We start from the raw sequence: 15,962 nt of genomic DNA on the forward strand, positions 1-15,962 counted from the left end.
CCAAAATAAACTGGCGAGACAGCGACGAAATCATCCCACCTGCGCCCAGGCCTTCTCCAACCGTTTCACACTCACCGGCTGCGGCGTGCGCAGTTCCTGCGCAAAGAAGCTCACGCGCAGCTCTTCCAGCAACCATCTGAACTCTTGCATGCGCTCGTCAACCACGCCTTTGCGTTCGGCCACGAGGCGCCAGTAGCGCTGTTCCAGCGGGCGCAGCTCGGTCAGGCGGGCGGCATCGCGGGCCGGGTCGGCGCGGTATTTCTCCAGCCGCGCGGTGATGGCTTTCTGGTAGCGGGCAAAGTGCTGCAGCGGTCCCCACGGTGAGGTGGCCAGAAAGCGTTTGGGCATCAGGCGCGCCAGTTGTTGCGCGGCGTCCGTGGTAGCGTCCGGCGCATTCTTGGTGTCCTTGATCTTGCGGGCCGCAATGGCGTATTCCGCCAAAATGGCGGCAGCCAGGCGCGCCACCTCGTTGGCAATCAGGGTGAGCCGTCCCCGGCCCTCGTCCACCCGGCGTTTGAAGTCAAACTCGTTGGTGGGCAGCGGGTCGAGCAAAAAGGCCCGGTCCAGCGCCACGGCGATGATCTGCTCGCGCAGTTCTTCAATCGTGCCGCCGCCCGAACCGTCGGCTGACTTGCCGACCTGCATGAAGGTGACCGCCATCTTTTGCAGATCGGGGATGTTTTTTTCCAGGTACTTGAGCGCGTCCTTGATCTGCAGCGAAAACAGGCGGCGCAGACCAGCGCGGTGTTTGGCGGCCGCCACGTCGGGTTCGTCAAACACCTCAATGGTGACGGCGTCTGTGGCGTCAATCAGGCCGGGGTAACCAATCAGCGTTTGACCGCCTTTCTGGATTTCCAGCAGTTCGGGCAACTCGCCAAAGGTCCACGCGGTGTAACGCTGGCCAGCCGGTGCCGCAGGTGTTGCTACGTTTTTAATAGCTTCCTTCGAACTGTTGACGCGGGCTACAGGCTGGTTTTCTTTAAAAACGGGCAATGCCGCTGCGTCCTTGGCCATCTTCAGCCCCGCCAGCGCCTGGAAGGCTCCGCGGGCTTTGGCACCGAGTTCTGACTTCAGGGCGCCCAGGTTGCGACCGGTGCCGAGTTGGCGGCCATGCTCGTCCACCACCCGGAAGTTCATGAAGAAGTGCGGGCTGAGCATGTCGGCCTTGATGTCGGCGCGAACAACGTCAATTGACGTGGCCAGGCGCACCAGTTTCAGCACCGCGTCCATCAGCGAGCCGTGACCAAACACCTCGGGCGCGTTGAGCGTTTCGGCCATCCGGGTGGCGGTGTCGGGCAAGGGCACCAGGCGCGAGCGCGGGCGCTGGTGCAGGGTTTTGATGAGCGCCTGAATCTTGTCTTTCAGCATGCCGGGCACCAGCCACTCGCAGCGCTCCTCGTTCACCTGGTTCAACACAAACAGGGGCACGGTCACGGTCAGGCCGTCTTTGGCGTCGCCCGGCTCGTGCAGATAAGTGGCCGCACAGTCCACACCGCCCAGGCGGATGGTTTTGGGGAACGACTGGGTGGTGATGCCCGCGGCCTCGTGGCGCATCAGCTCTTCGCGGGTGAGCAGCAGCAACTTCGGTTGTTTTTTGATCTCTTCGCGGTACCAGTTCTCGAAGCTGTAGCCGCTGCACACATCGACGGGCAGTTGCTGGTCGTAGTAGGCGTAAATCAGCTCGTCGTCCACCAGCACGTCTTGCCGGCGGGCTTTGTGTTCCAGGTCTTCCACCTGTTTGATGAGTTTGAGGTTGGCTTCCAGAAACGGGAGTTTGGTCTCCCACTGGCCGCCGACCAGCGCTTCGCGGATGAAAATCTCGCGCGCTGCAACCATGTCCACGCGGCTGAAGTTGACCTTGCGCCCGCTGTAAATGACGATGCCATACAGCGTGGCGCGCTCCAGCGCGGTGACCTCGGCCACCTTCTTTTCCCAATGCGGGTCGAGCAGTTGTTTCTTGAGCAGATGGACGCCCACCTGCTCCAGCCACTGCGGCTCGATGGCGGCGATGCCCCGGCCAAACAGGCGTGTGGTTTCCACGAGCTCGGCCGCCACAATCCAGCGGCCCGGTTTTTTGACCAGGTGCGCGCCCGGATGCGGGTAAAACTTGATGCCGCGCGCGCCCAGGTATTCGCCGGACGCACCATCTGTTTCCATCTTGCAGCCCAGGTTGCCCAGCAGGCCGGACAGCATCGACAGGTGCAATTGCTCGTAGTTGGCGGGCAGCGTGTTCAGGCGCCACTTGTGCTCGGCCACCACGGTGTGCAGTTGCGAATGGATGTCACGCCACTCGCGCACGCGGCGGATGTTGACGAAGTTCTGGCGCAGCAACTGTTCGTACTGGCGGTTGGAGAGCTTGTGCTGCCCCGTGACACCATGTGTCGCACTGCTTGATTTATCGCCCTTGCCGTCGTTGATCCACTTCCACAGCTTCAAATAGCCGCTGAACTCGCTCTTTTCGTCGTCAAATTTGACGTGTGCGGCGTCGGCTTGCTGCTGCGCTTCCATCGGGCGGTCACGCACGTCCTGCACACTCAGGGCCGAGGCGATGACCAGCACTTCATCGAGCGCACCCCGTTCCCGCGCTTCCAGAATCATCCGGCCTACGCGCGGGTCCAGCGGCAGTTTGGCCAGTTCCTGGCCCATGGGCGTCAACTCATTGGCCTCATCCACCGCACCCAGTTCATTGAGTAACTGGTAGCCATCGGCAATGGCCCGGTTGGATGGCCGCTCAATGAACGGAAAATCCTCCACCAGGCCCATGCGCAGCGACTTCATGCGCAAAATTACCCCGGCCAGCGAACTGCGCAGAATCTCGGGGTCGGTAAAACGGGGGCGGTTGTTGAAGTCTTTTTCGTCATACAGCCGGATGCAGATGCCATTGGCCACCCGGCCGCAGCGCCCGGCACGCTGGTTGGCGGAGGACTGGCTGATGGGCTCCACCAGCAATTGCTCTACCTTGCTCCTGAAACTGTAGCGCTTCATGCGCGCGGTGCCTGCGTCAATCACGTATCGGATGCCCGGCACGGTGAGCGAGGTTTCGGCCACGTTGGTAGCCAGAATGATGCGGCGCCCGGTGTGGCCGTCAAAAATCCGGTCCTGCTCGGCTTGGCTCAGGCGCGCAAACAGGGGCAGCACCTCGGCATTGCGAAACAGCGGCTGGTGGCTTAAATGTTTGCGCAAATGGTCAGCCGCCTCGCGAATCTCACGTTCGCCGGGCAGAAAAACCAGAATGTCACCGGCGTTGTGCACGTCACGCCACAACTCGTCCACGCCATCGGCAATGGCCGAATTCAGGTCGTATTCACGGGACTCTTCAAACGGCCGGTAACGCTGCTCCACCGGAAACATCCGGCCCGACACCATGATGACGGGTGCCGGACCGCTGCGCGAGGCAAAGTGGTCGGCAAACCGTTGCGCGTCAATGGTGGCCGAGGTCACCACCACTTTCAGGTCGGGGCGGCGCGGCAGGATTTGTCGCAGGTAGCCCAACAAAAAGTCGATGTTGAGCGAACGCTCATGCGCCTCGTCAATGATGATGGTGTCGTAGGCTTTGAGCAGCGGGTCGGTCTGCGTTTCGGCCAGCAAGATGCCATCGGTCATCAGCTTGACCGATGCGTCGCGGCCCAGCCGGTCCTGAAAACGCACCTTGAAACCCACCACGTCACCCAGCGTCGTCTTCAACTCCTCGGCAATGCGCTTGGCCACACTGCTGGCGGCAATGCGGCGCGGCTGGGTATGACCGATGAGCTTGCCCCGGGGCGCGGGCGAACCGTCGTTGTTCGTGCTCGGGTAATTGAGCTTGCCACGGCCCATGGCAAGCGCAATCTTGGGGAGCTGAGTGGTTTTGCCAGAGCCTGTTTCACCGCAGACGATGATGACCTGGTGCTTGTCCAGCGCGGCCATGATCTCGTCGCGTTTGCCCGAGACGGGCAGGGATTCTGGAAAATCGATTTGTAGGGGCTGGGCTGTCAAGGCAGTAACTTCGTAGAGAATCGGAGATTATCCCAGCCCTCGCCACTCCTTCACCCTTACCTCGTTTGCATGTCCTCTGTTTTTAACTTCACTTTTGTGCCTTGGTTTCGCTCTGTGGCGCCTTATATCCACAAATTTCGCAACCAGACCTTCGTGGTGGGCATTGCCGGTGAGGCCATCGCGGCGGGCAAATTGCACCATTTGGCACAGGACTTGGCCATGATCCAGAGCATGGGGGTCAAAATTGTGCTCGTGCACGGTTTTCGTCCCCAGGTCAACGAGCAGCTCAAGGCCAAGGGCCACACCCCCAAATACTCGCACGGCATCCGTGTGACCGATGAGGTGGCGCTGGACTGCGCCCAGGAGGCGGCAGGCCAGTTGCGTTATGAGATTGAGGCCGCCTTCAGCCAGGGCTTGCCCAACACGCCCATGGCCGACTCCACGGTGCGCGTCATCTCCGGTAACTTCATCACCGCGCGGCCGGTGGGCATTGTGGACGGCGTGGATTTTCAGCACTCGGGCTTGGTGCGCAAGGTGGACACCGCGGGCATCATGCGCACGCTGGACATGGGCGCCATGGTGTTGTTGTCGCCTTTTGGCTTCTCCCCCACCGGGGAAGCGTTCAACCTCACGATGGAAGAAGTTGCCACCTCCGTGGCCATGGCCTTGCAGGCAGACAAACTGATTTTTGTGACCGAGGTGCCCGGCATTCGTCTGAATCCGGGAATGCCTGAAGGCGAAGACAACCCGATCGATACCGAATTGCCGCTGGCAGCCGCCGAAAAGCTGCTGGCTGAATTGCCTGCCGCCAACCAGCCCACCGACACCGCGTTCTACCTGCAGCACTGCGTCAAGGCCTGTAAAAACGGTGTGGAGCGCAGCCACATCATTCCCTTCGCGGTGGATGGCGCCATCCTGCTGGAGGTGTATGTGCACGACGGCATTGGCACCATGGTTGTGGACGAAAAACTGGAAAGCCTGCGCGAGGCCTCGGTCGACGACGTGGGTGGCATCCTGCAACTGATTGAGCCGTTTGAAAAAGACGGCACGCTGGTCAAACGCAGCCGCACCGAGATCGAGCGTGATGTGGGTCTCTACACCGTGATTGAGCATGACGGCGTGATTTTCGCGTGCGCGGCGCTCTATTCGTACCCCGAAGCGCGCACCGCCGAGATGGCCGCACTGACCGTGTCGCCCCAAGTGCAGGGCCAGGGCGACGGCGAGCGGGTGTTGAAGCGCGTCGAGCAACGCGCCAAGGCAGCCGGACTGGACAGTATTTTTGTCCTGACCACCCGCACGACCCACTGGTTTCTCAAGCGCGGCTTCGTGCTGGTGGACCCCGAATGGCTGCCTGAGGCCCGCAAACGCAAGTACAACTGGGACCGAAAGAGCCAGGTGCTGGTCAAAAAGCTGGCCTGAGCACACATCTTGCTTGAGTATTTCTGCAAGCCAGACGGCTTTGTTATATCTCCATCCACTTCACACAGAACCAAATCATGAGCTCACTCAATTTCATCGGCGGCGAAAAAGGCGGCGTAGGCAAATCAGTCGTTTCCCGGGTTCTGGCCCAGTATTTCATTGACAAAGAGCGGTCCTTCATTGGCTTTGACACCGACCGTTCGCATACCTCGTTCACGCGCTTTTATGCGGATTACGCCTCGCCGGTGATCGTGGACAGCTATGAAGGCCTGGACCTGATTGCCACCGCCTTCGAAGAACCGACAGAAGATGGGCAAACGAGAAGCGTGATCGTTGATCTGGCCGCCCAAACCGCTGCGCCGCTGACCCGCTGGATCAGGGATTCAGACCTGTTTTCAGTCATGGCCGATATGGGCGTGACCGTCAACTTTTGGCATGTGGCCGACGCGGGTAAAGATTCGGTCGATTTGCTGGGGCGCCTGGTCAATACCTTCATCGACGGCCCCAACTATATTGTGGTGAAAAACCAGGGACGTGGCACCGATTTTTCGGAACTGGATGGATCACCGGCCCTGGAGAAAGCGCTGACCCTGGGTGCACGTGTTATCACCCTGTCGCAACTGCACGAGGCCAGCATGCGCAAGATCGACCGCCAGAATGCCAGCTTTTGGGCTGCGCTCAATAACCGCGAAGGCCCTGACGGGCTGGGTTTGCTGGAGCGCCAGCGCGTTAAAATGTGGCTGAAAAAAGCCTATGAAACATTTGACACCCTGTCCGTCTAAACAGGAAAAAAACACGGCTTGATAGTCATCAAGCAGTGTTTCGCGGTCACAAATCAGCGGCGATTGAACTGTTGCGCGAGAAGTGCCAAGGCCAGGAGGGCCACACCAACAAAGCAAACAAATGACCAGTTTGCGATGGACCCACCTAAAAAGGTCCAGTCAATCTTGGTGCAATCACCACCGCCCTTGAAAATCATGGGCAAGGCGCGCTGTAGGGGAAATGTTTCGATCATGCCGTAAAAATCGCGCCCACAAGACACGACTTCAGGCGGATACCACTGTAACCAGCTCTGACGAGCGGCTACAAAAGCACCGAAACCAGCACTGAGCAGCAGCAGCGCAGCACCACCAATTTGAATACCTTTTTTGCCGCTGAGCGCTGTCAAACCTGCAATTACTGCTATTAAAAATAGAGCATATCGCTGGACAATGCACATGGGACAGGGCACCAGTCCCACCACATGCTGCAAGTAGAGGCCGAAGGCCAACAAAGCGAGGCACACAGCACTGAGTGCCGCAAACATACGTCTCGGGTACAACGCCAGCCAGCTGGCTACGACCTGAAAGACCATGTCTCAGCCCGCTGCGGCCGCGTCTGCCTCTTTGCAGGAAGGCGAGCATACTGCCTGAGACTTGCCCAGAATCTTGCGTGAAATCATTTGTGAGCGAGCGCGATGCTTGCCACAGAGAAAACACGACATCGTCGCAGCTCCAAAAGACGTTGCCGCCGTGAAGGGGGATCCAGATACTTTGGATTTGTAACGCAGGCCATCGGCCAGCATTTTGGTTTTTGTGTCAGCTTTTGCCATAGTCTCGATTTTACTTCAGTGGACCCATTGGTGAATTTGCCACATCGTTGTCCTTGTCGCCAAAGGGTCGGTTGTATATAGCGTTTTAGATGGGGCGGCGAATGCCGAATACAAGCGAAAACAAACCTTGCGGCCTGATTCAACGGTGAAAGCTTGCTAAAGTCACGGTCTTTATCAGAATTCGCAAAAGGTTTCACATGGCACGCACCGTCAATTGCATCAAGCTCGGCAAAGAGGCTGAAGGCCTGGACTTCCCTCCCTATCCTGGTGATCTCGGCAAACGTATTTGGGAAGGTGTGAGCAAGGAAGCCTGGGCGGCCTGGCTGAAGCACCAAACCATGCTGGTCAATGAAAACCGCTTGAATCTTGCGGATGCCCGCGCCCGGCAATACCTGGCACGCCAGATGGAAAACCACTTTTTTGGCGACGGTGCCGATGCCGCTCAAGGCTACGTACCCCCAACGGTTTGATGCCGCTGGCGTTTGTCTGACCCCGTAGAAAACGCTGTGCTCCAGGCTTGCAATCTGCCGCAGGCTTGGGCTGGGCAGTCGGCCTGGCGTGTGCTGGATACATCCTTTTGCCAAGGCCTTCAATTTCTGAGGACTTGGAAGGCCTGGAAAAGTGATGTCGTGCGGCCTCGCATGCTGCACTATGCAGCCCTGACCTCCGCACCCGCGTCACGGGACGCATTGCTTGACGCCGCAGCCCCATTTCCCGATTTGCTGACGTTGGCCCAGGAGCTGACATCCCAATGGGATAGTTTGTTGCCTGGTTTTCATCGGCTGACCTTTGAACACGGCAACGTTTTGCTCACGTTGTGCGTGGGTGAGGTCACCGCCATGCTGCGCGAACAGCAGTTTGTGGCCGACGCAGTTTTCCTCAATATCGATCATCATCTGGCGGGTGATCCCGCGCAGTGGGATGTCTGGGCGGTCAAAGCCCTGGCCCGCTGCTGCAGACGTGGCTCCGTTGTTGCTGTCACCCCTGAGGCCTCCAATTGTCGCGCTGACTTGGTGCAGTGCGGTTTTGAAATCGGGATCGCAGAAGCAGGGACTGAATCGGCAACACGGACGTTGCCGTCTCGTGGTGTGTTCAACCCTCGCTGGACGATCAAAAACACGCGGGAGCCATTGCCTTCAAGAGCCACAGAACCAGGAACATGTGTTGTCATTGGTGCCGGGCTGGCGGGCGCCAGCGTTGCAGCTTCGTTGGCACGACGCGGCTGGCGGGTACAGGTGCTCGATCAGGGCGACGCGCCTGCGGCAGGCGCCTCTGGTCTTCCCGTCGGACTGGTCGTGCCGCATGTGTCCGTTGACGACTGTGCACTGTCTCGTCTGTCACGCAGTGGTGTGCGCCTGATGCTGCACCAAGCGCAAGAACTGCTCATCCAAGGACAAGACTGGAGCGACTCGGGTACCCTGGAGCGCCGTGTGGACGGCCCACAAACGCCATCAGAAATTTGGCATGCGAGCGCGGCATGGCTGAAACCGCGCCAAATGGTTCTGGCTTGGCTTGCTCAGCCGGGCATTACTTTTCTGGGCAATACCAAAGTCAGCGCTTTGCGCCAATGTGACGATGGCTGGTTGCTCCTCAATAAGTTCGACGCAGTTGTGGCCCGTGCCAATCGCGTCGTCTTTGCCAATGCGAGCGGCGCCCTCCCCCTGATTGAGCGGCTTCATGTCGCGCAACCAGAGCTTGATCTCTGTGCTGGCCAAATACCGTCTATGCACGGTGTGCGGGGTCAGTTATCTTGGGCCATGCATTTGGACGCGCCAGATCCTGCCTTTCCTCCCTACCCCGTGAATGGTTCCGGCAGCATTGTTCCTGCGGTGTCCGTAGACAATGGCGTAGCTTGGTTCGTTGGTTCAAACTACCAGCCCGAGAGCAAGCCGCCGCAGACGGATTTGGAGAACCATGCTGCCAATCTGGCACGGTTGAGCCAACTTCTGCCTGCATTGGGTCAAGCGCTGGCGCCTCAGTTTGAGGCAGGCACAGTGAATGCCTGGAAAAATGTCCGTTGTGTCACCGCTGACCGGTTGCCTGCCGTCGGCCCGCTGGACGTGTCTGCCAGTTCCGGCTTGTGGGTTTGCGCTGGCATGGGGTCACGAGGACTCAGTTTCTCAGTGCTGTGTGCTGAATTGCTGGCAGCGCGCTGGTCAGGAGAACCTTTGCCCGTCGACACAAGCCTGGCCCGCGCGCTTTATGCCCTGCGAAGCACGAAAAGTCGACCGTCATCATCGGAACCAGTCGATTAACGCTCTTTCAGGTAAGGCTTGCCCAAGGCTTGCGGCGCGACAGCCTTGCCGATAAATCCAGCCAGCAAAATCACGGTCAGCACATAAGGCAGCGCCTGAATCGCCTGCACCGGGACCTCGCCAATGCCGGGCACCTGGACCCCCTGCAAACGAATGGCAACAGCATCAAGGAATCCAAAAAGCAGGCACGCCCACAGGGCTCCCACTGGATGCCATCGTCCAAATATCAAGGCCGCCAAGGCCATGAACCCCCTGCCGGCGGTCATGTTGTGAGAGAACGAGGCGCTTTGGGCCAGCACCAAATAGGCCCCGGCCAGCCCGCACAGCATGCCATTGAGCGTGAGGGCCATGTAACGCAGACGTGTAACAGACACCCCGGCAGCGTCCACCATCTGCGGGTTCTCGCCAACAGCGCGAAGACGCAATCCAAACCGGGTGCGAAACATCAGCCACCAGATGGCAGGTACCAATAACAAGGCCAGATAGACCATGGCGTTGTGACTCAAAAGCCCCTCGCCCAAAATCGCGCCAACCCACGGAATGTCTTGAACAACGGTGGCCGCTGCCGGAAAAAGCGGCTGAATACGAACCGAGGCGGACACAGGCGGCGTTTGCCCACCCTGCGCAAACCAGGCCACACCAAGCACGACCGTCATGCCCGCGGCAATGATGTTGATGGCCACACCCGAGACCACCTGATCACCGCGATGACTCACGCAAGCCAGGCCATGCATCCAGGACAAGGCTGTGGCGACGGCCATGGCGGCCAGCAAGGCGACAGTCGTCGACCCATACACGGCGCCGCTGGCCCCGGCGGCAAAGGCCGCAAACAGCATCTTGCCTTCCAGCCCGATATCAACCACCCCTGAGCGCTCAGACAACAGCCCCGCCAAGACGCAAAAAATGAGCGGCGTTGACACCCGCAATGTGGACGCCAGCATGGCACCAAACAGGGCTTCATCCATGGACGACTCCCGTTTTTTCAGATTTTTTCAAACGCGAAATCAAGGTCAGCAAGCGTGCGAGCTGGGGGGCAATCACATACGTCATCGCACCTGAAAAAAGTACGATGAATCCTTGAAGCATCACCACCATGTCGCGGCTGAAGCCACGCACTTCAAAAGCCACTTCAGCACCGCCCTGGAACAAGGCGCCAAACAAGACGCTGGCAAAGATAATGCCCATGGGATGGTTGCGGCCCATCAAGGCCACAGCAATGCCGGTGAAACCCGCGCCGCCCACAAACTCCAGCAACAACTTGCTGTTGACACCGGCAATCTCGTTCATGCCAACCAGACCGGCCAGGGCACCCGAAATTGACATGGCAATCACCACCTGCCGTCTGGCGTGAATACCCGCGTACTCTGCAGCACTGGCGCTTGAACCCACGGCACGCAGGCGGTAGCCCGCGCGGGTGCGCCATAAAAACAGATACACCCCCAGCGCCGCCAGCAAGGCCAAAAAGATGCTGGTATTCAGGGGGGACGCTGGCCATTCCAGCCCAATCCATGCCAGTGCCTGATGCATGGCAGGCAATTTGGCCGACGCTGCGAATTCGGCGCTTTCGACGGACATCGTGCCGGTGGGCCGCAAGTGGTTGACCAGTAAATAGACCAGCAAACTGCTGGCGATGAAATTGAACATGATGGTCGTGATGACCACATGGCTACCCCGGTACGCCTGCAAATACGCGGGTACAGCCGCCCATGCCAAGCCAAAGGCCGCACCGGCGAGCATCATCAAGGGCAACATGATCCACGCGGGCAAATACGGAGATAACCACAGCGCGATCAGCCCGGTGCCCAATCCGCCCATCACGGCCTGTCCCTCTCCGCCAATGTTGAACAAACCGCCGTGAAACGCCACGGCAACAGCCAGGCCGGTAAAAATGAAGGTGGTGGCGTAATACAACGTGTAGCTGAAGCCGCGCGACGTGCCAAATGCGCCATGCAACAGCACCGTGATAACTTCCACCGGGTTTTGTCCCACCAGTGCCACAACGCCGGCCGCAGCCAATAGTGCCACCGCAAGGCATACGGCGGGTAGCAATACGAGGTCGGCCCAGCGTGGCAAATTGCTAGGCGTACTCATTGCCCACCCCCAGTCATCAACATTCCCAAGCCCGCCTCGGTACAGTCTTCAATGGCCAGGTCGCCGGTCACCCGTCCCCGGTTCATCACGATAACCCTGTCAGACAGGGCCAGAATCTCATCCAGCTCGCTAGACACCACCAGGACGGCACAGCCTGCATCGCGCATGGCTCGCAACTGGGTGTAGATAAATTCAATGGCGCCGATGTCAACTCCCCGCGTCGGCTGCCCGACCAGCAGCACTTTGGGCATTTGACCCAGTTCACGGGCCAGCACCAGCTTTTGCTGGTTGCCCCCGGAGAACTTGCTGCTCAGCAGTTCCGGGTCTCTCGGGCGGACGTCAAACCGCTCCATCATGTGTGCCGTGGCCTGTCGCATGCGGTCATGTGCCATCCACCCCCAAGTGGCATATTCAGGCAAACCGTCATAACCTAAAACAGCTGATTCCCAAGCTACAAAATCCATCACAAGCGCACGTGCATGACGATCTTCGGGCACATGGGCCAAACCCATTTCGCGGGCGGTATGGGGATCGAGCCAGCCGAGTGCGTCGAAAGTCTTGCCCCCGATGTCCAGCTGCCCTTCTGTGGGGCGCTGCATGCCTGAGAGCACATCGATCAGTTCGCTTTGGCCATTGCCTGAGACACCCGCCACACCCACAATCTCACCCGCAACCAAGGTCAGGTTCAAGCCCGCCAGGCGCACGACATTCATGCCATCACGCACCATCACGTCGCGCGCCTGTAACAGCACCTTGCCCACTGGTTTAACTGGCTGGTCGATACGCCCAATGTGGACTTTGCGTCCGACCATAGCCTCGGCGAGCGCTTCAATCGAGGCATCCTTGATCGTCATCTCCTGAACTACCCGCCCTGCGCGCATCACCGTGACATCGTCACATAAGTCCATCACCTCCTTGAGCTTGTGGGTTATGAGCAAAATGGTGGTGCCCTGGCGGCACAGCAACCTGAGCACGGCAAACAAATGACCCGTTTCCTGAGGTGTCAGCACTGCGGTGGGTTCATCCAGAATGAGCACCTTGGCGCCTCGGTACAGAGCCTTCAGAATTTCCAGGCGCTGGCGGTCACCCACAGAGAGTTCACTGACCAAGGCGTCAAGCGACACCTTCAGCCCTGTGGACAGCATCAACGCGTCAAGCTTGACTCGGACCTGCGCATCGGCTCGCCACAAAAGCCAGTGCGGTTCGGCACCCAGCATCACATTTTCCAACGCACTGAGCGTGTCCACCAGCATGAAATGCTGATGCACCATGCCGATGCCCCGCGCGATGGCTTCGTCAGCATTGCGTATCGTCGCGGGTTGGCCAAAGACCTCAATGGTTCCGCTATCCGCCTGATAGAACCCATACAAAACAGACATCAGCGTACTCTTGCCCGCCCCATTTTCCCCAACGATGCCGTGCACGGTTCCGGCAGCTACGCACAAGTTCACATCGGCATTGGCGCGAACGGCACCAAATTGCTTGTTGATCCCGCTCATGCGCACCGCAAGTCCATTTTCACTGGGCGGCGCAATGGGTGAACTCAAAACTGACTCCTTGTGAAGCATGTCTTCAATCCAGTCAAAAGCCCGCGGCACCATCCGGCACCGCGGGCTCAGGTTACGGAATCGCGACGGGGTGACGCGTCAATACTTGCAGGCGTTGTCAGCCATGTAGTCTGCCACCTTGATCTTGCCGCTGATGATGTCGGCTTTGGCTGCGTCCACTTTCTTCTTCATGTCGGCAGTCACGAGTTTGGCGTTGTGGGCGTCTATGGCATAGTCCACACCACCCTCTTTCAAGCCCAGTATGGAGATACCTGGTTTGTGGCCCTTGGCGACGTTGTAAACGGCCACATCCACGCGCTTGAGCATGGACGTGAGCATGGTGCCAGGCTGCAGGTGGTTTTGATTGCTGTCCACGCCGATGGCAAGTTTGCCGCTGTCCTTGGCCGCCTGGTACACGCCCATACCGGTTCCACCCGCTGCCGCGAAAACAACGTCCGCGCCTTTGGCAAACTGGGCCTTGGCCAGTTCACCGCCGCGAGCCGGGTCATTCCAGGCCGCGCCAGTCGTACCGGTCATGTTGGAAAAAACCTCTGTTTTGGCGTTGGCAAATTTGGCGCCCTGCTCGTAGCCGCATGAAAACTTGCGGATCAGGGGGATGTCCATGCCACCGACGAATCCAACCTTGCCGGTCTTGCTGGCCGATGCGGCCATCACGCCGACCAAAAAGCTGCCCTCCTGCTCCTTGAATACCAACGATTGAACATTGGGCTGGTCCACGACATCATCCACGATGGCAAATTGAAGCTTGGGAAATTCCTTCGCCACCTTGGCGATGCTGGACGCCTGACCAAAACCAATACCGATGATGGGGCTGGCACCGCGCTCCGCCATGCGACGGATGGCCTGCTCGCGTTGGGATTCATTCGAGATCTCGAACTCAAGATAGGGCTTGCCGGTTTCCTTCTTCCACTTCTCCATGCCGTTGTAGGCCGCCTCGTTGAAAGACTTGTCAAACTTGCCGCCCATGTCAAACACAATCGCCGGCTCAGCCATGGCGTGAAGGCTGGCCAGCATAGCGGTGGCGAAAATTCCCAAACGTGCCGTGGTCTTCAAGTTCATACTGACTCCCTGTTCTCTCGTAGGTTAAAAAATCAACGCTTTAGCGTACTTGTCGCATCGTACCGCTGCAATCAGGGTGTTTCCCTATACAACTTGCCTTTGCCGACCGAGCGCCTGAAGCTCAGTCCCCACCGCCGCAGCCAGTCTTGCATTGTTCAATACAAGCTGAATATTGGCGGCCAGGCTGTCGCCCCCGGTGAGCTCACAGACGCGTGCCAGCAAGAAGGGGGTTGATTCCTTGCCGCCGATGCCCTGCGCCTGCGCTTCCTGCAAAGCCTGTTCAATGGCGTGGTCTATCACCTCACGCGACATGGCAAATTCCGCCGGAATCGGATTTGCAATTACCATGCCACCCTTGAGCGACATGGCCCACTTGGCGTACAGGACCCGCGCAATATCAGCGGGCGCATCGAGCCGGTAGTCCACCGAAAACGCACTGTCCCGAGTAAAGAAGGCCGGTAAGGCATGGGTCTGATAACCGACCACAGGCACGCCATGGGTTTCGAGATATTCCAGTGTCAAGCGCAGATCGAGAATGGATTTGGCACCGGCGCAGACGACGGCCACCGGCGTTTGCGCCAACTCCTGCAGATCTGCCGAAACATCAAAACTCTGCTGCGCATTGCGGTGAACACCACCAATGCCGCCCGTAGCGAAGATGCGAATGCCCGCCATGGCCGCGATGATCATGGTCGAGGCCACTGTCGTGGCGCCTGTCTGGCCGGCCGCCACGATGAAAGGCATGTCACGGCGACTGACCTTGACCACGTCGCGTCCGCGCTTGCCCAGCGCTTCGATCTCGCTGGCGACCAACCCCGCCTTCAACCTGCCGTCAACGATGGCAATCGTGGCCGGTATTGCCCCATGGGCGCGGACTTCGTCCTCCACGCGCATCGCGGTGGCTACGTTCTGCGGATAAGGCATGCCGTGCGAAATGATGGTGGACTCCAGCGCCACGACAGGCGTTCCATTGCGCAGCGCCAGCTGAACTTCAGGGGCGATATCAAGATAGGGTGCGGTAGACATAAATGAACAATCAAGACGGAAAGAGTTGTGACGCAATGGCAGCCAATTGGTGTTGAACCGTTGCCAGTGAAAGATTAGGGTTATTGGCGAATGTACTGGACAAGGTCAACTCGGCGCAGGCCATAGCCAACTCAACAGATTCGGGCAAGGGCATGGCACCCAGATGGCTGTGCACCAGTCCCGCCAGCAAGGCGTCACCCGCGCCAGAAGTGTTCACCACCGCCACCTTGCGTGCCGCCCGATGGCCAACTTGCCCGTTTGAATCGCACCAGCAGGTCCCCTTGGCGCCCAGGCTGATGACCACACGGCGAACACCCGTCTGGTGCAGCGCACGGGCGGCCAATTGCGCTTCATGCACTGACTGGGCAGGCAGACCGCTCAAGGTTTGGGCCTCCAGGCCGTTGACCTTCAAGGTATGGATGCGAGGAAGCCAGGGGATGAGTTTGGTGCATTTGGCGGCTGAGACGCCGTCTACGAACACGGGCATCTGCGATGCATTCCCGAACAACCACTGCAGGGCATCGCTCGACAAATTGCAGTCCAGTGCCCAGCATGAGGCAGCTTGCAATGGTGCTTGCAAGCTGCGAAGGTAATCGGGGGTGATGCTGTCAAGAATGCCCATGTCATTGACGGCTACAGCCATGTCGCCATCGAGACCGTGCACAGACAGATAGGTCGAACTTCTGCGGGACGGCAAGACACGAAATGCAGTGATATCAACCCCCGCGTCCCGTGTGGCGTCGAGCAGGATGTGACCGAAGGGATCGTCTCCGGCAACACTGACAAGTTGCACTTGTTCTCCCAGGCGGGCCAGGTTCTCTGCCACATTGCGAGCCACGCCACCGGGCGCGCATCGTATTTCTCCCGGAGTCGAGTCAGACGCCATGAGTGGTGTGCCGGTTTGAGCCACGATGTCCATATTGGCACCACCGATGACCACTACATAATTCAACGGCACAATAAATTCCTTTCACGTTT

General features: G+C 59.0%; 13 protein-coding genes. 4 read left to right on the plus strand and 9 right to left on the minus strand.

What is annotated here, in order from left to right; translation table 11 throughout:
• Positions 1 to 30: 30 nt before the first annotated feature.
• Complete coding sequence (hrpA, locus tag AC097N_RS13145; protein WP_479581537.1) at positions 31 to 3,975, minus strand: ATP-dependent RNA helicase HrpA; 3,945 nt, start codon at positions 3,973 to 3,975, stop codon at positions 31 to 33.
• 69 nt (positions 3,976 to 4,044) lie between these two features.
• On the opposite strand from hrpA, the gene argA reads away from it, so the two are divergent.
• Together argA and AC097N_RS13155 are read left to right on the plus strand one after the other, a co-directional pair.
• Entirely contained in the window at positions 4,045 to 5,394 is a 1,350-nt protein-coding gene (argA, locus tag AC097N_RS13150; protein WP_479581539.1) for an amino-acid N-acetyltransferase, read from the plus strand.
• Between the two features lie 77 nt (positions 5,395 to 5,471).
• Complete coding sequence (locus AC097N_RS13155; protein WP_479581541.1) at positions 5,472 to 6,176, plus strand: P-loop NTPase family protein; 705 nt, start codon at positions 5,472 to 5,474, stop codon at positions 6,174 to 6,176.
• A 53-nt stretch (positions 6,177 to 6,229) separates the two neighbouring features.
• Here AC097N_RS13155 and AC097N_RS13160 read toward each other — a convergent pair whose 3' ends face one another.
• Both AC097N_RS13160 and AC097N_RS13165 read right to left on the minus strand, forming a co-directional pair.
• Positions 6,230 to 6,748, minus strand: coding sequence for a disulfide bond formation protein B (locus AC097N_RS13160; RefSeq protein ID WP_479581543.1), 519 nt, complete (start codon positions 6,746 to 6,748; stop codon positions 6,230 to 6,232).
• Between the two features lie 3 nt (positions 6,749 to 6,751).
• Positions 6,752 to 6,985 (minus strand): hypothetical protein, encoded by a 234-nt coding sequence (locus AC097N_RS13165; protein ID WP_479581545.1) that lies wholly within the window; start codon positions 6,983 to 6,985, stop codon positions 6,752 to 6,754.
• A 197-nt stretch (positions 6,986 to 7,182) separates the two neighbouring features.
• On the opposite strand from AC097N_RS13165, the gene AC097N_RS13170 reads away from it, so the two are divergent.
• Complete coding sequence (locus tag AC097N_RS13170; RefSeq protein ID WP_479581547.1) at positions 7,183 to 7,455, plus strand: oxidative damage protection protein; 273 nt, start codon at positions 7,183 to 7,185, stop codon at positions 7,453 to 7,455.
• A gap of 159 nt (positions 7,456 to 7,614) precedes the next feature.
• Positions 7,615 to 9,240, plus strand: coding sequence for an FAD-dependent oxidoreductase (locus AC097N_RS13175; RefSeq protein WP_479581549.1), 1,626 nt, complete (start codon positions 7,615 to 7,617; stop codon positions 9,238 to 9,240).
• Here the strand turns inward: AC097N_RS13175 and AC097N_RS13180 are convergent.
• The 6 genes from AC097N_RS13180 to AC097N_RS13205 all read right to left on the minus strand — a co-directional run bounded on the left by AC097N_RS13180 (position 9,237) and on the right by AC097N_RS13205 (position 15,942).
• Positions 9,237 to 10,205, minus strand: a complete 969-nt coding sequence (locus AC097N_RS13180) for an ABC transporter permease (protein ID WP_479581551.1) — start codon at positions 10,203 to 10,205, stop codon at positions 9,237 to 9,239. The genes AC097N_RS13175 and AC097N_RS13180 overlap by 4 nt on opposite strands.
• Complete coding sequence (locus AC097N_RS13185) at positions 10,198 to 11,331, minus strand: ABC transporter permease (protein WP_479581553.1); 1,134 nt, start codon at positions 11,329 to 11,331, stop codon at positions 10,198 to 10,200. Before AC097N_RS13185 ends, AC097N_RS13180 begins: the two co-directional genes overlap by 8 nt.
• The gene (locus AC097N_RS13190; RefSeq protein WP_479581555.1) at positions 11,328 to 12,878 is read right to left on the minus strand and encodes an ABC transporter ATP-binding protein; all 1,551 of its coding nucleotides are present in this window, start codon (positions 12,876 to 12,878) and stop codon (positions 11,328 to 11,330) included. The genes AC097N_RS13185 and AC097N_RS13190 overlap by 4 nt, the downstream gene beginning before the upstream one ends.
• A gap of 99 nt (positions 12,879 to 12,977) precedes the next feature.
• Positions 12,978 to 13,958 (minus strand): BMP family lipoprotein, encoded by a 981-nt coding sequence (locus AC097N_RS13195; protein WP_479581557.1) that lies wholly within the window; start codon positions 13,956 to 13,958, stop codon positions 12,978 to 12,980.
• Positions 13,959 to 14,042: 84 nt separating this feature from the next.
• Positions 14,043 to 14,984, minus strand: a complete 942-nt coding sequence (locus AC097N_RS13200; protein ID WP_479581559.1) for a pseudouridine-5'-phosphate glycosidase — start codon at positions 14,982 to 14,984, stop codon at positions 14,043 to 14,045.
• Positions 14,985 to 14,994: 10 nt separating this feature from the next.
• Positions 14,995 to 15,942, minus strand: a complete 948-nt coding sequence (locus tag AC097N_RS13205) for a PfkB family carbohydrate kinase (RefSeq protein WP_479581562.1) — start codon at positions 15,940 to 15,942, stop codon at positions 14,995 to 14,997.
• Positions 15,943 to 15,962 lie beyond the last annotated feature (20 nt).

The organism is Rhodoferax sp. LS1R11 (assembly GCF_056521395.1).